Annotated in this window: 22 protein-coding genes; 1 reads left to right on the top strand and 21 read right to left on the bottom strand. The window is 42.3% G+C overall.

The window, feature by feature from the left end:
* Positions 1–4 precede the first annotated feature (4 nt).
* The 21 genes from UE46_RS06900 to UE46_RS06800 all read right to left on the bottom strand — a co-directional run bounded on the left by UE46_RS06900 (position 5) and on the right by UE46_RS06800 (position 20146).
* A complete protein-coding gene (locus tag UE46_RS06900) occupies positions 5–1105 on the bottom strand; it encodes a prephenate dehydrogenase (RefSeq protein ID WP_118907494.1) in 1101 nt (366 codons plus the stop codon).
* Between the two features lie 14 nt (positions 1106–1119).
* Positions 1120–2205 (bottom strand): histidinol-phosphate transaminase, encoded by a 1086-nt coding sequence (gene hisC, locus UE46_RS06895; RefSeq protein ID WP_036061281.1) that lies wholly within the window; start codon positions 2203–2205, stop codon positions 1120–1122.
* Between the two features lie 14 nt (positions 2206–2219).
* Entirely contained in the window at positions 2220–2585 is a 366-nt protein-coding gene (gene aroH, locus UE46_RS06890) for a chorismate mutase (protein WP_036061283.1), read from the bottom strand.
* A complete protein-coding gene (aroB, locus tag UE46_RS06885) occupies positions 2582–3673 on the bottom strand; it encodes a 3-dehydroquinate synthase (protein ID WP_036061284.1) in 1092 nt (363 codons plus the stop codon). The genes aroH and aroB overlap by 4 nt, the downstream gene beginning before the upstream one ends.
* A gap of 3 nt (positions 3674–3676) precedes the next feature.
* Positions 3677–4843, bottom strand: a complete 1167-nt coding sequence (aroC, locus tag UE46_RS06880) for a chorismate synthase (protein ID WP_036061286.1) — start codon at positions 4841–4843, stop codon at positions 3677–3679.
* A gap of 175 nt (positions 4844–5018) precedes the next feature.
* Positions 5019–5462: a nucleoside-diphosphate kinase gene (gene ndk / locus UE46_RS06875; protein WP_036061289.1), complete on the bottom strand. Its 444-nt coding sequence runs from the start codon at positions 5460–5462 to the stop codon at positions 5019–5021.
* Between the two features lie 14 nt (positions 5463–5476).
* Positions 5477–6442: a heptaprenyl diphosphate synthase component II gene (gene hepT, locus UE46_RS06870; protein WP_118907493.1), complete on the bottom strand. Its 966-nt coding sequence runs from the start codon at positions 6440–6442 to the stop codon at positions 5477–5479.
* 9 nt (positions 6443–6451) lie between these two features.
* Positions 6452–7165, bottom strand: coding sequence for a demethylmenaquinone methyltransferase (locus UE46_RS06865; RefSeq protein WP_036061291.1), 714 nt, complete (start codon positions 7163–7165; stop codon positions 6452–6454).
* Between the two features lie 16 nt (positions 7166–7181).
* Positions 7182–7946: a heptaprenyl diphosphate synthase component 1 gene (locus UE46_RS06860; protein ID WP_036061293.1), complete on the bottom strand. Its 765-nt coding sequence runs from the start codon at positions 7944–7946 to the stop codon at positions 7182–7184.
* 119 nt (positions 7947–8065) lie between these two features.
* On the bottom strand, positions 8066–8632 hold the full coding sequence (gene folE / locus UE46_RS06855; RefSeq protein ID WP_036061296.1) for a GTP cyclohydrolase I FolE: 567 nt from the start codon (positions 8630–8632) through the stop codon (positions 8066–8068).
* Between the two features lie 207 nt (positions 8633–8839).
* Positions 8840–9115: an HU family DNA-binding protein gene (locus UE46_RS06850; protein ID WP_003720260.1), complete on the bottom strand. Its 276-nt coding sequence runs from the start codon at positions 9113–9115 to the stop codon at positions 8840–8842.
* A 410-nt stretch (positions 9116–9525) separates the two neighbouring features.
* On the bottom strand, positions 9526–10509 hold the full coding sequence (locus tag UE46_RS06845; RefSeq protein ID WP_418288442.1) for a tyrosine-protein phosphatase: 984 nt from the start codon (positions 10507–10509) through the stop codon (positions 9526–9528).
* Between the two features lie 100 nt (positions 10510–10609).
* Positions 10610–11629: an NAD(P)H-dependent glycerol-3-phosphate dehydrogenase gene (locus UE46_RS06840; protein ID WP_036061299.1), complete on the bottom strand. Its 1020-nt coding sequence runs from the start codon at positions 11627–11629 to the stop codon at positions 10610–10612.
* Positions 11630–11756: 127 nt separating this feature from the next.
* Positions 11757–13067: a ribosome biogenesis GTPase Der gene (gene der / locus UE46_RS06835; protein WP_036061300.1), complete on the bottom strand. Its 1311-nt coding sequence runs from the start codon at positions 13065–13067 to the stop codon at positions 11757–11759.
* A gap of 181 nt (positions 13068–13248) precedes the next feature.
* Positions 13249–14397: a 30S ribosomal protein S1 gene (gene rpsA / locus UE46_RS06830; RefSeq protein WP_036061301.1), complete on the bottom strand. Its 1149-nt coding sequence runs from the start codon at positions 14395–14397 to the stop codon at positions 13249–13251.
* Positions 14398–14618: 221 nt separating this feature from the next.
* Positions 14619–15293, bottom strand: a complete 675-nt coding sequence (gene cmk, locus UE46_RS06825) for a (d)CMP kinase (protein ID WP_036061302.1) — start codon at positions 15291–15293, stop codon at positions 14619–14621.
* Between the two features lie 21 nt (positions 15294–15314).
* Positions 15315–16277, bottom strand: coding sequence for an asparaginase (locus UE46_RS06820; RefSeq protein WP_036061304.1), 963 nt, complete (start codon positions 16275–16277; stop codon positions 15315–15317).
* A gap of 83 nt (positions 16278–16360) precedes the next feature.
* Positions 16361–17119: a LysM peptidoglycan-binding domain-containing protein gene (locus UE46_RS06815; protein ID WP_036061306.1), complete on the bottom strand. Its 759-nt coding sequence runs from the start codon at positions 17117–17119 to the stop codon at positions 16361–16363.
* Complete coding sequence (locus UE46_RS06810) at positions 17067–17705, bottom strand: CPBP family intramembrane glutamic endopeptidase (RefSeq protein ID WP_118907491.1); 639 nt, start codon at positions 17703–17705, stop codon at positions 17067–17069. Before UE46_RS06810 ends, UE46_RS06815 begins: the two co-directional genes overlap by 53 nt.
* Positions 17706–17714: 9 nt before the next feature.
* Positions 17715–19115, bottom strand: a complete 1401-nt coding sequence (locus tag UE46_RS06805) for a RecQ family ATP-dependent DNA helicase (protein WP_036061307.1) — start codon at positions 19113–19115, stop codon at positions 17715–17717.
* Complete coding sequence (locus UE46_RS06800; protein ID WP_233230997.1) at positions 19106–20146, bottom strand: YpbB family protein; 1041 nt, start codon at positions 20144–20146, stop codon at positions 19106–19108. The genes UE46_RS06805 and UE46_RS06800 overlap by 10 nt, the downstream gene beginning before the upstream one ends.
* 172 nt (positions 20147–20318) lie before the next feature.
* Here UE46_RS06800 and UE46_RS06795 point away from each other — a divergent pair, with 172 nt between their 5' ends.
* Positions 20319–20567, top strand: a complete 249-nt coding sequence (locus UE46_RS06795) for a ferredoxin (protein WP_036061311.1) — start codon at positions 20319–20321, stop codon at positions 20565–20567.
* The last annotated feature ends 13 nt before the right edge of the window (positions 20568–20580 follow it).

Raw genomic sequence — 20580 nt, 5'->3', positions numbered from 1 at the left:
CCCCTTAAAAATGACATTGATAATAACTATGTTTTTCGATACAACGCTTGGCACGTTCTCGATCTTTTTCATTTTGAAACGTAATCTGTAAAATACCCATGATGTCTTCGCGCGTTTCCAAAATCTTGATATTGATCAAACTGATTTCTTCTTGCGCTAAAAAGCCTGTGACTTCCGAAATAACACCGGGATAATCTGGAACGTCCACAAATAGGTCATAAAAGGAGGGAATTGCGCCTTCTTGGTGTACTGGTAACGAATCACGAAATTCTTTCGCTGTATCAAAAAATTGATAAATCGCTTTCGTATCCTCATTTTCAAGCATTTGGATCGCATCATTCATTCCATCGCGCCAAGTAGATAGCAATTTGCGCAACGTCTCTTTATTCGAAAGGGAAATATCCGTCCACATCGTTGGGTCAGAAGAAGCAATACGTGTAATATCTCGGAAACCGCCAGCTGCCAACCTGAAAGCCGCGGGATGTTCTTGTGTAAAATCACTCGTTTGATTCACAAGTGCTGCCGCCACAATATGTGGTAAATGGCTAAGCATTCCAGTGATATTATCATGTTCCTGTGCCGAAAGCTCCAAAAATTTCGCATTTGTTCCTTCCAACCATTCACGTAATAGAGCCACGTTTTCTGGATTCTCACCTTCACTCGGCGTCAATAAATAATAGGCATTCTCAAACAATAAAGACTTCGCCGCTGTCACACCACTTTTATGGGAGCCTGCCATTGGATGACCGCCGATAAAAATATGACCTGCTTCTTGAATCGCTACTGCATGCTCCATGACACGACTTTTCGTACTCCCAGTATCCGTAATCAGCAAATTCGCTTTTAAGTCATAGTTCGGTAATTCCGCTAAAAAGCGCTCCGTTTGTTGCACGGGACAACAGAAAATAAGCAAGTCAGCACGCGTGATAACTTCTTCTAAACGTGTCGTTCCTTCATCAATAATTCCCAAAGAGTCGCCCGCCAAAATCGTTTGCTCCGAAATATCAACGCCAATAATATGTGCTTGCGGGTGTTTCGCACGAATACAAAGTGCAATAGAACCACCAATCAATCCAAGTCCGACGATCACGACTGTACCTTTCATTTTTCAAAAACCCCTTACTTTACTAATTGTTGTAACAGTGCAATGACCGCTTCATTTTCAGCCTGCTTCCCAACTGTAATTCGAACAGCTGTCGGGAATCCCAATGCGGAACCAGAACGAACGATATAGCCATTCTTCTCTAAATAACTAAAAACATCATCCGCTGGTAATCCAATATCTACTAGGACAAAATTGCCTTGTGATGGATACACAAAAACCGCTTCATTTTTATCAGCAAAGGCTTGATATTGTTCTCGTCCCGCGGCATTTTCCGCTCGACAAGCATCGATAAAAGCTTGATCCGAAAGCGCGATCTGTGCTAATTTTTGCCCCATTGTCGTCGTATTAAATGGTGGTCTTACAATGTTAATTTGGCTAATAATAGCCGCGTTTGCAATGCCATAACCCACTCGTGAGCTAGCTAGACCATAAATTTTACTGAACGTACGGGTAATAATCAGATTCTCAAATTCATAAATAAGTGCCGTGTGCGTGTCTGGTTGCGGGGAAACATATTCAATATAGGCCTCATCAAGCACGACCAATACATCGGTTGGAACTTGACGTAAAAAGGCAATGATTTCCGTTAGCGCTATGTAGTTACCAGTTGGATTGTTCGGATTACATAACCAAACGATGCTTGTCGTCGCGTCCATTGCAGCCAACATCCCATCTAAATCATGATCTCCGTTTGCGCTTAAGGCTACCTCACGAACTTCCGCTCCTTCAATACGTGCATTTTGGCGATATTGCGGGAAAGTTGGAGCTGGCATGACCGTACTAGTTGCCGGCGAAAGTAGCGTGCGTGCGAGTAAAGCGATTAGCTCATCCACACCACTCGTGAAAACTAGTTCCTCCTCTTTCACACCATGATGCGCCGCTAGTTGTTCACGTAAATCTGTCGCCCAACCATCTGGATAAATTTCGAAATTTACATCCGAATTTGCCATATAATCCGTGACTTTTTTAGACACACCATGCGGATTTTCATTGGAGGACAGCTTCGTAATCTCTGTTAAGCCAAGTTCTGCCATCACTTGTTCTTCCCGTTTTCCAGGTTTGTATGAATGCAAGCCAACTAACTCTTTTTTCCATTTCATTTCCAATTCTCCTCCTACTTCGCCAAATCCGGGCGTAACACTTTTGCGCCTTCTAAGTATACGTGAACCACATCTTGCTGTTTCGTATCGCCTAATTCAGCATTCACCATCAAGCGGATGCACATTGGTAGCGCACCAGCAACGGGGATTTCCATCACACCCATAATGGGCACGAACTGAAAACCTGCTAATTCACGAATTGGCTTCGCTGGGAATGCGGCATCGATATCTTGCGTCACTGATGTCATAACAGATGAAATCGCTTCTGGTTCTAAATGATTATCTTTCACGATCGCTTGGAATAATGTCACCGTTGCTGCATAAATGGCCTCTGCCGTATTTTCCGTCACCGTTGTTGCTCCTCTAATCCCTCTAATCATCCCAGATCCTCCTGACTTAATCGCTCAAATGTTGTTGCTATCACTTCATCCGATACCTTTTGAATCGTCGGTTTCCCAATCGCTTCAAGCAATACCATCGTTATCTCATTAAATGTTGTTTTCTTATCGTGCTTCATACTTTCTAGCAAAACTGCGAAATCAAGATTCACTGGTAAACGAACATCATAACCAAGTCCTGCCAACCATTTTAACAAGGCTTCCTTATCAAAGCTTAATCCAAGCAACTGCTCACTCATGTCAAGCGCATAGATCATCCCGAACATAATTGACTCACCGTGCAACCATTTTCCGAATTCACCGTAAGCTTCCACCGCATGTCCGAATGTATGCCCAAAATTAAGATAGGCGCGAATCCCTTGCTCTGTTTCATCCTGAGATACGATTTCCGCTTTAATCTCGATACCTCGCGTTAAATAAGGCGTTAAATCAACACGATATAAGTCCATCGGTACTTTATACGTTTCCATCAATTCCACCAAAAGCGCTGGGTCACGAATCAACGCATGTTTCACCAGTTCTGCAAAACCAGAACGCATTTCACGCTCTGATAACGTGCCAAGCAGTGAGGTATCATAAATGACCGCTTCCGGTTGATAGAAATTCCCGACCATATTTTTGCCTAGCGGATGATTGATCGCAACCTTCCCACCAACCGCGCTATCATGTGCCAGCACGGTCGTTGGAATTTGATAAAATGCGATGCCACGCATGTAAGTGGATGCTACGAAACCGCCCAAGTCTCCAATTACACCACCACCAAAAGCAAGCAACACAGACTTACGATCCAGTCCGACCTCGATTGCTTTCGTTAGCGCATCCTCGTAAACCGCAAATGTTTTCGCCCCTTCACCAGCTGGAGTGATGTAATAAAAGACATTTTCTAACGGAGCAAGCAACGTATCTAATTTTTCCAAATGCGCTTCTGCTACATTCGCGTCCGTCATCACAAAAATTTTAGAAAAGCGAGCTAATTCTGCGATGAATGCATCCGCCTTTTCGTTCAACGCATTCTGGCTTATATAAACAGGATATACCTTGTCTGTCGTCGTTACCGTGATTTCAGGCATATTTTAAAACTCCCTTGTCATAGCGCGATGCTCTTCTACATGCGCCCGAAGCACATCGAAACGATCGCTATCAAATTTCTCCAATACCGCTTGCGCTACTTCCCAAGCTACAACTGCTTCTGCCACAACGCTCGCTGCAGGAACCGCACAGCTATCAGAACGCTCCACACTTGCATTAAAGGCTTCTTTAGAATCAATATCGACACTTTGTAATGGCTTATACAACGTCGGAATCGGCTTCATCACACCACGTACCACGATTGGCATCCCGTTCGTCATACCGCCTTCAAAACCACCAAGATTATTCGTACGTCTCGTATAGCCATCTTCTTCCGACCATAGAATTTCATCCATCACTTCGCTACCTGGTTTACGCGCGGCTTCAAAACCAACACCAAATTCAGCACCTTTAAACGCATTAATACTAACGATTGCCTGTGCAATTTTTGCATCTAACTTGCGATCCCATTGTACGTAACTACCAAGTCCAGCAGGCACGCCACCAACAACGACTTCCACGATCCCACCGATTGTATCGCCATTTTTCTTGGCTTCATCAATTTTTTGCTTCATTTCTTCTTCTTTCGCCGTATCTAAACAACGCACAGAAGATGCCTCTGAAATTTCCTGAATCTCTTTAATGGAGTAGTCACGCGTTAATTCTGCACGCACACCACCGATTTCTAACACATGTCCAGCGACTTCGATACCTAGTTCAAGTAACAACTTCTTCGCAATTGCTCCAGCCGCCACACGCACCGTTGTCTCACGAGCAGAAGAACGCTCCAGCACATTTCGCATATCGCGATGACCGTATTTCATCCCACCGACAAGATCTGCATGGCCTGGGCGTGGACGCGATACTTTCCGCGACGCTTCTTTTTCCACAGGGACAGGTTCAATACTCATCACTGTCTCCCACTTTTTCCAATCCTTATTTTCCACAAAAATCGCAACTGGCGAACCCATCGTTTTACCGTGACGAACACCCGCTGAAATTTGCGCACGATCCGTTTCAATTCGCATTCTCGCCCCGCGTCCATGTCCACCTTGGCGCCTCGTTAAATCCTTATTAATATCGTCCGCCAAAAGAGGCATTCCTGCTGGTAACCCCTCAATAATCGTCGTTAATCCTGGGCCGTGTGATTCTCCCGCTGTTAAATATCTCATTTTCTCTACTCCCTTTCTCTATTTCAAATTAGAATTTATCCGAAAAATAACTCGCATTATTTTAGCGCTTTAAAGTGTATGTGTAATATCATATCATAATTGTCTCTTCGCGTAAACAACTAAATAACAAAAGCACACGAGAAAAACCCATGTGCCTCTCTATCATCTATCCAATTTAAAGCCAAACATCGACTGCCTTCTCATAGTTCAGCAATTCCTCATCCTTGAAGAACAACCCTATTTCACGTTTTGCGCTCTCGAGCGAATCCGAACCATGAATCACATTACGGTTCATATGTACCGCAAAATCGCCACGAATCGTCCCCTGATCTGCATCAAGCGGGTTCGTTTTCCCCATCATTAGCCGCGCAAGCAAAATCGCTTCATCGCCTTCCCAAACCATCGCAAAGACAGGGCCAGAAGTAATAAAAGCAAGCAGATCTGGGAAAAAGCTCTTACCTACATGTTCCGCATAATGTTGCGTTGCTAACTCCTCATCGATTCTCATCAATTTAGCCCCCACAAGTTTCAATCCTTTTTTCTCTAGGCGCGTCACAACTTCACCAATTAAGCCACGCTCCACACCATCTGGTTTGACCATCAAATAAGTTCTCTCCATCATCTCTTCCCCCTCTAATACTTTCTCTTGTCCAAAAATTGAACGATTTGCTTCAATGGTTTCAGTTCTTTCGAAGGTGGAAATTCATCTAAAATAGCGATGGCTTTCTGTAAATAGCTTTCAGCAATAACCTCTGATTTCGCGATCGCACCAGAAGATTTAATGGCTGCTATAAACGATTGCATCTCCTCTTTTGATGTCTCATCCGTTATTTTGCTAAGCTTCTCTTTAAACGCCTTATCTTCCATTGCAAAGAAAACAGGCAACGTGATATTCCCTTGACGCAAGTCCTCGCCAGCTGGTTTACCTAGCGTCTTTTCCGAACCTGTAAAATCAAGAATATCATCGGTAATTTGGAAAGACATCCCCACATAATAACCAAATAAGAATAACTTGCGATGCCACTTGGATTCCAACTGCGCCACAATCCCGCCAAGTTCACAACTCGCTGCGATTAAGAGCGCCGTCTTACGCTTAATTCTACGCAAATACGTCCGCACATTTTGATCAAAATCATATTTCGCTCGCAATTGTTCAATTTCACCAACTGCAAGTTCCACCGTTACATTAGAAAGAACTTGATGCGCTTGTGGATTCGGAATTTTTGTCATGTATTCTAGCGATTTCGCAAATAAGAAATCTCCGGTATACATCGCAACATGATTGCCCCACTTCGACTTAATCGTTGGTCGGCCACGCCTCATGTCCGCATCATCCACAACATCATCATGGACAATCGATGCCATATGTATTAGTTCCACAGCGACCGCCGCTTGCTCCACCTGGTTCCATTCAAATTGACCCAGCCTTGCCGTTAAGCATACAAAAATCGGTCGAACTCGTTTGCCACCAGCCGCCAGAAGCTCCAAAGCAGCCTCTTCGATTAAAGGCGCTTGCTCTGATTTTACGGCGACTCGTAGCTCTTCTTCAATAGCCGCCACATCCGCCTGAATATTAGAATATAGAAAATTAAGTTTCATCTGCCCCACCTATTGCTCTTTCTTTTTATACCCAAAATGTGTCGCGCTTGCCCCACCACTATGTGGAACATAACGAACATGATCAAATCCAGCGTCTTGGAACATATCGGCCAATTTCTTCATTCCAGGGAAATGACGCGTTGACTCTTCCAGCCACGCATATTCCTCATAACTTTTCGCAAAAAGTTTTCCCATGACAGGCATCATGTGTCGGAAATAAAAGAAGAACAGCTGGTTATAACCCGGAATCGTTGGTGTTGACGTATCAATACATGTTAAAAGCCCACCTGGTTTCAATACCCGGTACATCTCTTTTAGCACCGTCATGTAATCTGGCACATTACGAAGACCAAAACCAATCGTCACATAATCAAATGAATTATCGATAAAAGGTAATTCCATCGCATTTCCGTGCATTAGTGTCACATTGGAAAGGTCCGTCGCGTTGACTTTCTCCTGCCCAACCCCTAACATATTCTCACTAAAATCAAGACCGATAACAGAGCCTTTGGGACCAACTGCATCCGCCATCATAATCGTCCAATCAGCCGTGCCACAACAAACATCCAGTGCCGATGATCCTTCTTTCACTCGCATCAATTCCATCGTTTCTTTACGCCATTTCGCATGAAGTCGGAAACTAATCAGGCTATTCATACGGTCATAGCTAGGAGAAATCTTTTCAAATACATTATGCACTTTTTCTTCTTTTGTTTCTACCATACTCATCATTTCTCCTCTATTGTCCGAGTAGCTCTTGCAACCGTTTCTCCGCCATTTCAGAGATCGCTACCCCGCCCATATTTGCCTTTATTTCAGCTTTCACCGTTACAATCAAATCATCTAGCCACACCGCAAAATTGGCTTGGGCATTCATCGCCATATAGCCATGCTCATACGCCTTTTTAAATAAGGACTCGTCTGTTTTCAGCCACTGTGTACGTTCCCTCAAAAGATAGGTCAACAAAATCATATGCGACCCCACATTGACAAAAGCTTCATCCTTACCAAAATAGGTCGCAAACTTAGCAAAAATCGCTGCTTTGGAAGTCACCAAATGCGTTAAATAATCCTCATCACCAGTAATATGCAGTTGGTATAGGTTCACTTTAGCCTCATTCGTCTCTTGCACACCGCGTTGCAAAGCTGCCAGCAAATCAATCATACCAAATTCAGATAACGTCCGATAATATAAACTACTATAAAAATCACCCGCTAAAACCGTCAACTGCCGCTCTTTTAAAGTGTGCTGCTTCTGGTCATTCGGTTCATCAATTCTTTCATGTGTATCATGGGCTAAAATAACATAGAGCGTCGCACCGATTACTTGGTGAGCTACAATATCATCTAACTCTGTTCCACTAATCGCTTCATGTAACCACAACATCTGGTCTTTATCCATTTGCGGCCCGTCAAAGTTATCCCCCAGAAATCGATAAGTTGTTCGGTCTAAAACAAGTGCTTCCACCTGTTTTAACTGCGCTACACTACCTTGATAACTCATTTTCAAAATCCCCTTCAAATCTCGTTTATCATAATACTGTAAATTATATCATATTCTTCACAAAAGCCCATAACAATACACTACGCTACAGCCTCCACGAAAAAATTATAGTTTCAAACTTAATGCTTAATCAAAGCCATAACTTCACTTCGCAATTTATCATTGTTACGGAAAGCGCCACGAACAGCACTCGTAATCGTTTTTGCCCCTGGCTTGTTGACACCACGAATTGTCATGCACATATGCTCCGCCTCCATAATAACCATCACACCAAGCGGCTTCAATTTATCCATCATAATTTCAGCAACTGTCGTTGTTATGCGTTCTTGCAATTGCGGACGCTTACTCACGTCATCAACAACCCGCGCCAACTTACTCAGTCCAGCTACACGACCATTTTGCGGTAAATAAGCAACATGTGCAACACCAAAGAACGGTACCAAATGATGCTCGCACATCGATGAAAAGCGAATATCTTTCACCAACACTAGTTCCTCATGCTGCTCTTCAAAAACCGTATTAAAATGTATCGATGGATCTTTCTTTAGTCCTGAAAAAACTTCTTCATACATTCTGGCGACACGCATTGGTGTATCAAGTAACCCTTCACGCTCTGGATTCTCTCCAACCGCTTCTAATATAACCTTCACTGCATCTGCAATTTTTTGCTTATCTATTTGCTCCATGATAATCCCCTTTACCAACCCGTTTTTATCTACCTCGTTATTTTAACATAGCTAGCATATCAGGTAAATGTTAATTGCTTGAGCCGCCTAAAATAGTCCCAATCCCCACGCTTGCCTTGTGCTCTTTGTGATAAATCAAACATAATTTTAGACAACAAAAAAGAGACTCCGAGGAATCCCTTTTTCGTGCTTAAAAAGTGTATGTAGTTATTTAACAGCTTCTTTAAGCGCCTTACCTGGTTTGAATGCAGGAACTTTGCTTGCAGGAATGTCAATCTCTTCCTTCGTACGTGGGTTGCGTCCTTTACGGGCAGCACGTTCACGAACTTCAAAGTTACCAAATCCGATTAATTGAACTTTTTCACCTTTAGATAAAGAAGTTTGGATAGTTTCAAAAACAGCTTCTACAGCTTTAGCAGCGTCTTTTTTAGAAAGATCTGCAAGTTCTGCTACGCTATTTACTAAATCAGTTTTGTTTGCCATTGTTTTTTCACCTCCTTAAGAGAATAATACCAAATGATCAGGTCTTACTAAACATGTGGAATATCCATTTTCCAAAATAAGCTAAACTTCTATGGAAATTCTAAGAAGAATTTCTGCTGGAATGGCATTTTACTGCCGTTTCAGTGATTCTGATAAAAGATTATCACATTATCCCTACAACTGCAAGGATTAAGAAGCGAAAAGCTTTGTTTTTTACAAAAAAGATTTCCTTTGTTCTCCCTAGTCCTAGTTGCACAAACGTGATTGTATCAAGCTGTTAAGCATAATACTAACGCGAGAGACCTATAATAGCAAGCAAAAACGTGTCAAATAGCAAAAATAGTTCAAATTCCTTAAAAAAACGACTAAAATCTGTGCCTTTACCAGACAACTCTAGGCTTCAACTACTATTATCCTTCTAACATCATAGATTGAAATATTGCCTTTTTATCCGCCGTAATTCCAATTCCCTTTTCTAGATACGCGTCCACAGATCCATATTTTTTTCGCATTTCATCAAAAGCAATTTCGAGATACGCGGGTTTTGCTTCTGCCATTGGTCGGAAATTCTCTAGCTCAATCTCTTTATCCCCCCCAGAGAACACATCCACCAAACCTTGCATTTCACCAAGGATATTATCCGCATACTGATTTGTAAGCTCGTAATCAGCTAAAATTGTTTTTTCTGGGATATCGAGCAGTTTAAGCAAAAGCGCTCCTAAAACGCCTGTACGGTCTTTTCCTGCGGTGCAATGAAATAAGAATGGCAGTTCTTTTTCCTCGATGATATAATCAAATATCTCACGGAAACCATCGATAGATTGAACAAAAACACGATAACTCTCTCCCATTAAAGGTTCGTAAACGCGATGATCGTCCGGAATATCTATTTTTTGCGTTTCATTTGATTCATTTTTTGCCGTTCCAATTGGAATATGACGATTTTTAATGTTCGCTAATTCGGGGGATGGTTTTGCTGCGATTTCTGATGTGCTGCGCAAATCACAGATCCATTTTATGCCCATAGCCTCCAATGCATCTTGATCTTTCGGCGTCAAATTAGTTAGCAATGATGACCGATATAACTGCCCCCATTTCACCGTTTTACCTGCTTCATTCGTATAGCCGCCCATATCACGGAAATTAAAACAACCTTCCAGCGGGATAATCCGTTCTCCAATAACTTGACTTGTTCCATCAGGTTTTTGAATCGTGAAGAAAACCGGCAAGTCTTCCGTTACGAGCACAAGTCGTGTCTCACCGTCCATAACTAATAGTTGTTTTTTAGAAGCCTCTGGTTGTAACGAGCGGCTCTCAAAAATCGTAGAGCCCATTGGAATATCTCCGACCGACCATGTAAGCGCTAATTGATTTCCAGTTCTTTGCGTTTCTATCATCATTTCATCCCTCCAAATTAGATAAATCTATACTCTCATCTTATCATAAAACAAAAATAAAACCCTCCACGAGCTAACTCGCAAAAGGTTTTCTTGTTTAATACTCTTCTTTTTCCAACTTTGGATCGCGTCCCATAAGACGGTCGATCGCAGTCTGGGGATCATCTTTTTCGAATAGCACTCGGTAAATGGCTTCCGTGATCGGCATATCGATTTCAAGTTTCTGTGCCCATTGATGAACAGCATTCGCCGTACGAACACCTTCCACAACCATTCCCATATTCTCAAGAACAGAATCTAAGTTTTGGCCTTTACCTAACATATTACCCGCGCGCCAATTTCGCGAATGCACACTCGTACAGGTCACAATTAGATCGCCAATCCCAGTAAGACCGTAAAATGTCTGTGGATCTGCACCTGCCGTTACGCCGAGTCGAGTGATTTCAGCCATACCACGCGTCATGAGAGCCGCTTTCGCATTATCGCCATAACCAAGGCCATCAACAATACCAGCGCCAAGTGCGATAATATTTTTAAGCGCACCGCCAATTTCAGCGCCAATAACATCTTCATTCGTATAGATTCGCAAGTTATTATTTAAAAAGGCATCCTGCACGATTTTTGCAGCAACAAGATCTTTACAGCTAGCGCAAAGTGTTGTCGGGTGATGGCGAACTACTTCTTCTGCGTGACTTGGCCCAGAAAGAACGACCACAGCGGAGCGTTTCGAAGCATCTACTTCTTCTTCAATTACCTGTGTCATACGCAAGTTCGTATCAGGCTCGATTCCTTTACTCACGTGTACGAGCAATGTCGGCTCTTTTAAGGCATCATTTAACTGACTACAAACAATCCTCATAGCGCTCGTTGGAATCGCAATAACGACCATCTCTGTGCCTGCTAATGCTTCCTCCAATACGAGAGTTGCCCGCATTTTTGGTGAAAGCGTCATATCAGGAAGATAATGTTGATTGGTATGCTTTGTATTCAGTTCATCAACCACATCGGCGTGATTTCCCCAAATAACAACATCATGCCCATTTTCAATCAAAACTAGTGCCAATCCGGTGCCCCAACTTCCAGCACCAAGAACTGCAACCTTTTGTTTTTTCGCCATTAAATAGTCACTCCTTTATATCATCATTTATAGAACACTAATCCTATAATTTCAAGTAGGATGTGCACGCTGCTTTACACAAATCGAGCGCTTGTCACCGATTTACTTGGTGTAAACAACAACACTTTTACTTTCTTTGGCGTGCTATTAGACGAATCGGTGTGCCATCAAACGGGAAGGCTTCACGGATTCGATTTTCTAGGAATCGTTCATAAGAGAAATGCATCATTTCAGGTTCATTAACAAACACTACAAACGTTGGTGGTCTTACGGCTACTTGTGTTGTGTAGTAAATTTTCAGACGTTTGCCTTTGTCCATTGGAGATGGGTTCATCGCAACGGCATCCATGATAACATCGTTCAGTAGGCTTGATTGAACGCGAAGTGAATGGTTATTGCTGATATCATTAATCATCGGGAAAAGGTTTGTTAAGCGTTGTTTTGTTAGAGCTGACACGAATACAATTGGTGCGTATGATAAGAATAAGAATTGTTCACGAATATCTTGGATAAACGCGTTCATCGTCTTCTCGTCTTTTTCAATGGCATCCCATTTGTTAACAACAACTAAAATTCCGCGCCCCGCTTCATGTGCATAGCCAGCAATTCGTTTATCTTGCTCACGAATTCCTTCTTCGGCATTTAGCACAACTAAAACAACATCGCTTCGTTCAATCGCTCGCATTGCACGTAATACGCTATATTTCTCTGTGGATTCATAGACTTTCCCACGTTTACGCATACCCGCTGTATCAATCATTACGTATTCTTGACCATCATATTCGTAAGGCGTATCAATCGCATCACGCGTCGTTCCTGCAATATCCGACACGATCACACGTTGTTCGCCTAGAAGCGCGTTTAAAATAGACGATTTCCCAACATTCGGGCGACCGATAAGTGAGAATTTGATAACATTTTCATCATATTCTTCTTCATCGAGTTCAGGAAATTTCTTAAATACCTCATCCAATAGATCTCCAAGGCCCAATCCGTGAGAACCAGAAATTGGGAAAGGTTCGCCAAATCCAAGCGAATAGAAATCATAAATTTGATCACGCATCTCTGGATTATCAACCTTATTAATCGCTAAAACAATCGGTTTTTTCGACCGATACAAAATTTTGGCCACCTGCTCATCTGCATCTGTGACACCTTCACGACCATTTGTAATAAAAATAATGACATCTGCTTCATCGATCGCGATCTCTGCCTGCGCCTTAATTTGCGCCAAAAACGGCTCATCTCCTAAATCGATTCCACCTGTATCAATAATATTAAAATCACGTCCAAGCCAATCGGCCGAGTTATAAATCCGGTCCCGTGTGACACCTGGAATATCCTCCACAATCGAGACACGTTCGCCAACGATGCGGTTGAAAATAGTGGATTTGCCGACATTCGGACGACCGACAATTGCTACTACTGGTTTAACCATTATTTCACCTTCTTTTTCTTTAAATTACTTCAGACTTTCTTTAGTTTAACAGTAAATGCACCTAGTATCAACTTAAATTTCACAAATAAAAAGCGAGGTGATTAGTAACACGTAAACGAATACGCATCCATCGACCCTCGCTTTTTCCTATTTAAGCGTGAAAGACTATTTCTTTTGCCGCTTATTTATCGTCTGTCGTTTTTAGATTCTTTAATTTATCACCGATTAAGTCACCCAATTGGAAGCCAGTGCTTTCCTCGGGCAACTCATAATCTGTTACCTCAGCAGGTGCCTCTGTTAAGGCTTTGATGCTAAGCGATAGACGTTTGTCCGTTTCATTCACTTCTAGTACTTTCACTTCGATTTCTTGGCCCTCTTTTAGAACTTCTTGAGGTGTGCCAATATGTTGATGTGAAATTTGCGAAATGTGAACTAATCCTTCTACACCAGGGAAAATTTCTACAAATGCCCCAAATGTGACAAGACGCGCTACTTTACCTTTTAAGACAGAACCAACTGGTGCTTTTTCAGAGATATCATCCCAAGGACCAGGTTGCGTTTCTTTAATAGATAAAGAAATACGTTCGTTTGCTGGGTCAACACCAATAACTTTAACTGTTACTGTTTGGCCTTCTTCTAAAACATCAGAAGGTGATGCGATATGTTGGTAAGAGATTTGGGAAATATGAACCAAACCGTCGATACCGTTCATATCAACGAAAGCGCCAAAGCTAGTTAAGCGTTGAACTGTACCTTCGACAACATCGCCTTCTTTAATTTCGTTCAAACGCTCTTGTTTTTTGCCTGATTTTTCAGCTTCGACAACAGCACGATGCGATAGAATCACACGGTTGTTCTCTGGCTCAAATTCAACGACCTTAAACGTCAATGTTTGATCTTTATACGATGCAAAATCTTCTACAAAATGGTCTTCAACAAGCGATGCTGGCACGAATGCACGCACGCCTAAATCAACCACTAATCCGCCTTTTACAACGTCATTAACGACTGCTTCAAATACTTCGCCGGATTCAAATTTTGCTTTAATATCATCGACAGATTGGAGCGCGTCTACTTTACGTTTAGACAACACTAATACATCGTCCTCTACTTTCAAAACGATTAAATCTAGCGTATCGCCAACGCTTGCAACATCAGATGCTTGCTCAATATGAACATTAGATAATTCACTGATTGGGACAACACCATCTAATTTGGAATCAGGAATACCAACGTAAACCTGTTTATCCTCTACACTAGTAACCGTACCAGTTACTTTGTCGCCTTCTTCAAAATTTCTAACTTCTACACCATTTAATTCTTCAGACATGTATAGCCCTCCTCTAAAAACGTTTATCGTAATTAGGACTTTCGCAAGATTGACTGCCTCAAAAGTAAACAAGCAGGAATACAACTTCAATCTAAAACGGTTCTTTTTAGAAAATCCTATTTGACGAGATAAATTCTCTCTCTACTAACTTCCTACAAAATGGCTCTTTTGTCAAGTTTTTTGAGCTGTTTTCTTTGACTTTTTATTTTACACAACCGGCTTTAATTGGTTATTTTTTCAAGCGCTAATTTATAAATAGAAGTTGCCACTTCATCAATCGTCATAGAAGTCGTATCGAGCGTGATGGCATCCTCGGCTTTTTGAAGCGGTGAGTGCTCTCTTGTGTAATCTAGATGATCCCGCTCCTCTATTTCTTTCTTTAATTGCTCCAAATCACTTGGGAATCCTTTAGAAATATTTTCTTTATAGCGCCGTTCTGCTCGTTCATCCACACTGGCTAGCAAAAATATTTTCAATTCGGCATGTGGTAGAACTGCGGTTCCGATGTCGCGACCGTCCATAACAATGCCGCCTTCTGTCGCAAATACTTGTTGTCGTTTTTGCAATTCTTCGCGTACAACGGGATGGGCTGCTATTTCTGAAACATTCGCCGTGACTTCATGGGAACGAATCACTTCCGTCACATTTTCTGAACCTATAAATACTTGCTGTACTTCCCCAGGTTCAAAGCGGATATCCGTATTAGCAAGCATATCACCAAGCGCACTTGCGTCATGAAGCGGTATTTTTTGAAGGATAGCAGCAAAAGTCACCGCACGATACATAGCGCCTGTGTCAATATAAATATAGCGTAATTCCTTCGCAACAATTTTAGCCACCGTACTCTTACCTGCCGCTGCAGGACCATCGATCGCGATACAAATCTTTTTACTCATTCTGTTATTCGACTCCTTTATTTATCTGAAATTGGTTTGGCAGATTTCTTCTTCCGCAGCAATCAGGACCGCCAATTTCATGCGTGCTTTTTTGCTATCGTAATCTTTACCTAAAATAACGCCTCGCTTATAAAGATCATACGTGCTACCTTCATAATCGTACGTCGTATACACATTTCCTTCTTCCGCACTCGTTGAAATCACAATCGGAATACCCGCTTCCAGTGCACGTTCAATGGCTGGCATCATTTTTGGCGCTACTTGTCCACGTCCAACACCTTCTAGCACAATACCATCCACACCAGCCTCGCGAGCCGCATCAATAAACAGACCGTCCGCCTCTAAATAGCACTTCACAATGCAGACTGAGGGCATCTCTCGCTTAATCCGATATGACTCATGTTCTACCGGCTTTTGGTATAGAAAAACTTGATCGTTATCAATAATACCCAAATAGCCAAATCCAAATGCGCCGAACCCTTGAATGTTTGATGCGTGTACTTTTTTGACATACCGCGCTGCAAAAATACGCTCATTAAAAACGACGACCGTGCCAGTATCACGCAATTCTTTCACACTCGCCGTATAAATCGCATGGCGAATATTGACATACGCATCCGTCCCAGCTTCTCCTGGCGCACGCTGCGATCCAGTCACAACAACGGGACGCGAATCACTGATCGCCAAATCAAGGAAGTACGCCGTTTCTTCAAGTGAATCTGTACCATGCGTGACAACGATTCCGTCATATGTATCGTCCGCAAAAATCGTCATAACTAGCTCTTTCAAAGACACCAAATCTGCAAACGTAATATGCATCGATGGCAATTGAAATGTAGAAAAAATATCGACTTGAATCTCGGCAGGCAACTCACAAAGCGCCGCTAATTCTTGACCTGAAAGTTCCCCCGACGCAAGCCGTCCCGATTCCGTTTTAGTGCTAGCAATCGTTCCCCCAGTGGTTATTAACGCTACTTTTGACAAAAGAAACACCTGCTCTCCAGAAAAAAATCGAGAAAAACGTATAGTTGTTTGTTCTCGATTTTTCTTATTTTTGTTTAAGCCACTTATTGCGGAATCTTCAATACCGTTCCAATTGGCACGCTATCTGCCGATAAACCATTGGCTTGTTTAATTTTGGCTACATTCGCTGCAACGTTACTATTTCCATAGGCTTGACGCGCAATTTTGTATAGCGTATCTCCCGCAACGACTGTGTGTGTTGATTTCGCTGCTGTTTCTTCTTCCTCTTTCTTCTTGGCTTCCGCTGCAATTCGATCTTGCTCCGCTTTTTCAGCTGCTGCCGCTTCTTCTTGTTTACGGGTTTCTTCCGCTTTTGCTGCAGCAATACGGTCTGCTTCTGCTTTTTCAGCTGCGGCTTTTTGATCCGCCGCTTCTTTTGTCTTCGCTTCTTCTGCTTGTTGTTTCTCTAAAGCTGCTTTTTTAGCATCTTCTTCTTTTTGTTTTTGTTCAGCAGCTGCTTTCTCCTTCGCCGCCTTCACTTTCTCTTCGTTGCTCGCGATGTTTACATCTTTCGGTTTCGTCGTCGTTTGTGTTGTTTCAGTTTTCACCGTATCATCCGTGTTTGATCCGAAATTAAGTACGAATAAGTAAACACCTAGGCAGACAATCGGAATAAGTAAGAAGAAAATGATCAATAAGTTTAATATCGGGTAGCGAAAAATAGCCTTCTTTGATTTATTGGCGCGTCTGCTTTGGGAGCGTGATGGAATGGAATCAATATAATCATCGTCAGTCTCTTCACCTAATTGTTTAAACTCTTGATCGTCTTCTTTCCCCATGTTCTCGTCTTCTTTCTTCACCATGCGCGACCCCTCCTTCATTCTGATATCTATTTCTCATATCTAACGCACCAATAAAATTGAATAAAATATGGAACACTATCACTGCGATTAAATTTTGATTACTAAATTGAAATAGTCCTGCAATAATTATACTCGTTATTGTAATATTGAACAACAGATACACTTTATTTAAATAGCGGAAATGTACCAAAACAAACAAAATAACACTTGCCCAAAAACCAAAGTAAAACTGGATGATCCCTCGAAATAGCAATTCTTCCGCGACGCCGATGAGGACGCACAGCCAAAGTATATCGATAATCCCACGATCTTTAAAAATGAGCTTGTTTAGTCCACCATCGTCCGTTAAACGTTCTGGTAGCAAGCGATCAAAGACCACATTCAAAAACCCAACGACAACCGCCAGAACAACAGCTAGAATAATGGCGCCTAAACTGAAACTAAGTTGTTTCGTCCAATTTAAAATACCACTACTGATAAAAATAATACCAATTCCGAGCAAAATTAACAACCCATTTTGCAATAAAAAAACACGCGTTATTTCTTTTTTAGACATTTTTTTCATCGCATCTACTGTATTTGCCACATCTCACCCTCATTTCAATAGATACTCTAAATATTTTTGCCAACCTGCTTCTTCCACAATTTCTTGATTTTCACCGTAAAAATCAGCTAAATTCACGCCACACACATCGCAACAATTTTCAGGCTTATCGTGATTCGTGACTTCCTCAAAATAGGTTTGAATAAACTGACGCCGACACGTTACTCCTTTAATAAAGTTTAAGAACGTATACAAATTCTCTCGTTTCCAGCGTTTTCGGAATTGAATTTTTTCCTTAATCTGGTCTGGCGTGAAACCTAACTGCCGATAAAACTCCAGAAAACGGCGTTCCGTCACCGGTAATTGCTCTGTTAACGCTGGGCTTAGATGAACGAGCTCCTCTTCTGGCAAATCTCGATCTTGTAGTTGCAATTGAATCGCTTCATCTCCATCTGCATAAAGCAAAATCGCAACACTTGGCGCACCATCACGACCGGCCCGGCCAATTTCCTGCAGATAAGCCTCCAAATCGCCCGGCATATGAAAGTGAATCACATAGCGAATATCGCCCTTGTCAATCCCCATCCCAAATGCACTCGTCGCACAGATCAAATGTAGCTGATTCTGAATAAATTGCTGCTGAATTGTAATGCGATCTTCCCCGCTCATATCCCCATGGTAAAACGCCGTCCGAAGCCCATGTTGTTCCCCAATTTCATACGCATAACGCTCCGCCAATTTCTTACTAGAAAAATAAATAATGCCTGGCCCTTTTAACGCCCCAGTTAACGCAAGCAGTTTTGCCTGTTTTTCCATCCTCGTCGATGTATTCTCCACCACGATCGCAATATTCGGCCGATCTACCGAGTGAATCACATCTACACAATCCGTTAAACGCAACTGTTTTTTTATGTCCAAACGTACTTTTTTAGTGGCCGTCGCGGTCAAAACAAGCGTTACCGGTGATCCTAATTCCTGCCGAAGCACTCCCAATTCCAAATAATCTGGTCTGAAATCATGACCCCATTGCGAGATACAGTGCGCTTCATCCACTACAAAAAGGCCAATTGTAAGCCTTCTAATCGCCATTTGGATTTGCTTATTCGCAAGCATTTCCGGCGACACAAAAATAAATTTGTACTGTGCGAGTTCCGCAAGCGCTTGCTGCTTTTCAGGTAAACTTAGAAAACTATTAAGCGCAATCACACGTTTTTCTCCATTCGCGCGCATTCGTTCCACTTGGTCTTGCATCAATGAAAGCAGTGGCGACACAATGAGTACCACGCCATCGCTCAAATAACCAGATAATTGATAACAGACTGTTTTTCCCGTTCCGGTAGGTAGCATCGCAAAGCAGTCGTTCCCAAGAAGCACTTGCTCCACAACTTCCCGCTGCCCAGCTCTAAATTCGTTAAATCCTAAAAAGCGCTCTAATTCTTGTTCTAACTGCATATCGCGCCCCTCCTTTTCGCAACCAAAGCCAGCCTGATTTGAAAATAATCAAGATTGGGAAAGGCCTGCTTAATATCCTTTAAAGATATCCATTGTTGCTCTGAAATCGAAATGACAGCTGCTTCATTAATCCACGCGTCCACACTAAAATTCGGAATCGTGGCCGCAATCTCCACGATATGATCTTGAATCGTACTAAGCTTTAACCGCCTCAAATCCATCATTTTTTCCATCGGCACATTTTGCTGCCATAACTGCCATGTTTTTTGCGCGGAAGCTGTCAAGCCAAGCTGCGAATCAGGCATTAAACCATTTAAAATCGGAAATTCTGTATCTAATTTCGCAAAGAGTTGATGCAACCCGTTCAGCCATTCAAAATAGTACTCCCACGGTGCTAAATCAAGCTCATTCGCCACTTGAAGCCCCGTTTTCCCAATATAATCCCCACCAGAAAATCGCGGCACATAAAATCGAGGCTCCCCGTCCAAAAACCACTTCTCCAACTCCTTGTAGAAATCCCGTCGCGCCATTTCTTTCGACTTACTTTTCATCATATCTGCCAGCCAAAACTTCACGGCTAACTGCGTCACATCATCCCGAACAATCGGTAAATAATGTTTTCGCTCATGCTTAAAATTACTAAACACCTGTACCGCCAAAAGCAAGCGCTCAAAAAATAAGTCTGTCCGATTCTGAAAAGCAAAACCATCCAAATATGGAAACCGCGCAACAAAAGGAATGTCCGCCTTCACACGTATCTCTACACCATCTTCTGTGATCGAGAGTATATCACGCTCCATCATACTCGCTAATCTCGCATCAAACGTTTCAGACTTAAGCATCGGCGCGCATCCAAATAAACGCGTCACCCCAAATAAATGCGAATCCTGAACAGCCTGTCCTGTCCGTTTTCCCGTCACAACCGCATACAAAAAAGCAGGTTTTCGTTTCATCGGAAAAGAAGCAATAACCTCCAGTAAATAGCGATCCAGATAATCCATTCCACCCACCCCTAACGCCGTCTTTTTCACTATTCTAACACGAAAACGTTTGTTCGACATCCCTATTCATGAAAAAAAGAAAAACAATTTCTATATTATCTCCCAGCATTCAAGAATCGCATCCATTCACTACATCCGCCTAATATGTTAAACTTAATAAAAGACATGACCGTATAAAATGAATAAAGGAGGTCTGATTCCTATGAAATACGCAATCGTTGACCAGAGCACCTGTATCGCTTGTGGCGCCTGTTCTGTTCACGCACCCGATATATTTGATTACAATGACGAAGGGCTGGCCTATGTCACACTCGACAACAACCAAGGCGACACACCTATCCCCGAGCAACAAGAAGATAACACCATCGACGCCGAACACGCCTGCCCCTCTTTATCCATAAAAATAGCGAACCACCCGTTTCAAGGCGACCCGCTAAAATTTGAATCTTAATTTTTACGAAGCA

This window comes from Listeria weihenstephanensis (assembly GCF_003534205.1).
Taxonomy (GTDB): Bacteria; Bacillota; Bacilli; order Lactobacillales; family Listeriaceae; genus Listeria_A; species Listeria_A weihenstephanensis.
This window is presented reverse-complemented; position numbering and strand designations above follow the sequence as displayed.